The following is a 1,678-nucleotide window of genomic DNA, read 5'->3' on the forward strand; positions in this document are numbered from 1 at the left end:
GCCAGACCGTGAAGATGCCGCGTATCCGCAAGGTCATCGGCGACAACATGATGCGCGCCCTGCACGAGCAGGCCCAGCTGTCCACCGTGGTCGAGGTGGACGTCACCCGCGTCATGCGGATGCGGGCCCGGGCCAAGGACGCGTTCGCGCAGCGCGAGGGCGTGAAGCTCTCGCCGATGCCGTTCTTCGTCAAGGCCGCCGTCCAGGCGCTGAAGGCCCACCCGGTCGTCAACGCCCGTATCAACGAGGACGACGGCACGATCAGCTACTTCGACACCGAGAACGTCGGTATCGCGGTGGACACGGAGAAGGGCCTGATGACCCCGGTCATCAAGGGCGCGGGCGACCTCAACATCGCCGGCATCGCCAGGAAGACGGCGGAGCTGGCGGGCAAGGTCCGCAGCAACAAGATCACCCCGGACGAGGTGTCGGGCGCGACCTTCACCATCAGCAACACCGGCTCGCGCGGGGCGCTGTTCGACACGATCATCGTGCCGCCGAACCAGGTCGCCATCCTGGGCCTCGGCGCCACCGTCAAGCGTCCGACGGTCGTCGACCACCCGGACCTCGGCGAGACGATCGCCGTACGCCACATGACGTATCTGACGCTCTCCTACGACCACCGCCTGGTGGACGGCGCCGACGCCGCCCGCTACCTGGGCGCGGTCAAGGGCCTCCTGGAGGCGGCCGAGTTCGAGAGCGAGATCGGCCTGTGAGGCGAGCCGTCCGGTAGCCGTACGAACCGGCCGCGCCCCCGCTCCGAGCAGCAGCTCGGAGCGGGGGCGCCGTCGTGTCCCCGGATGGTTCAGCAGGTGTCCCGGTACGCCGTCCCCGGCAGGTACGCCTCCCAGTCCGCCCGCGACAGACCACCGCCCGCGCGGGCGCACACCGCCTGCCGCGCCCGCTCCGGATCCGCCGGGTAGGCCCGCGGCGCGGTGTGCCGGCCGACCGCGTAGACCTCGCTGCCGTCGGGGCTGAAGGACACCGCCAGCAGTTCGTCGCCGGCCGTCGGCAGATTGCCGCCCAGCGACTGGTTCGACGCGGTGTCCCACAGCCGCAGCGTCCCCGAGTGCCCGGCGACCGCCAGCGTGCGGCCGTCCGGCGAGAACGCCAGCGCCGTCGCCGGCTCCGCGGCGCCCGTCTGCATCCCCCGGTACGTACCCGGTAGCACCCCGAGGCGGCGGCGGCCCTCACCGTCCCACAGCGTGACCCGCCCGGAGTCGTCGCCCGCGGCGAGGAACCTGCCGTCCGGGCTGAACTCCACGGAGCGCAACCCGTCCTGCGCCAGCGGGCGCGGCGTGACCCGGCCCCGGCGCAGCGCCACGAGCTGGTCGTCGCCGGTGGCCAGCAGCCTGCCGCCGGGGTGCAGCGCCAGCGGGGTGCCGCCGGTGTCGCGCAGCCGCCGCACGCGCTCGCCGCGCGAGACGTCCCACACCTCCAGGGACTCCCGGTCGGGTATGCGGGAGAGGATCACCTTGCCGCCGGCTCCGTAGGCGAGGCTGTTCAGCGGGTTGGCCCGCGAGGGATCGGGGGTGACGTCCAGGGTCCTGACGATCCGGCCGGCCTCCGTGTCCCACACGTGCACCCGCTCCGGCTCGTCGCCCAGCACGCTCGGCAGCGCGTACGCCAGCCGCCGGCCGTCCGGGCTGAACGCCATCAGCGGAATGCAGAAGTCCGC

The 1,678-nt window shown here is 72.9% G+C and carries 2 protein-coding genes; one reads left to right on the plus strand and one right to left on the minus strand.

The window, feature by feature from the left end; translation table 11 throughout:
• Nucleotides 1-716: 2-oxo acid dehydrogenase subunit E2 (locus H5J30_RS31645; protein ID WP_181791013.1), on the plus strand; the 716-nt coding region annotated here is incomplete at its 5' end.
• 89 nt (nt 717-805) lie between these two features.
• Here the strand turns inward: H5J30_RS31645 and H5J30_RS31650 are convergent.
• A partial coding sequence (locus tag H5J30_RS31650) for a WD40 repeat domain-containing protein (RefSeq protein ID WP_181791015.1) occupies nt 806-1,678 on the minus strand: 873 nt, incomplete at its 5' end.

Source organism: Streptomyces phytophilus (assembly GCF_013870535.1).
GTDB classification, from domain to species: domain Bacteria; phylum Actinomycetota; class Actinomycetes; order Streptomycetales; family Streptomycetaceae; genus Streptomyces; species Streptomyces phytophilus.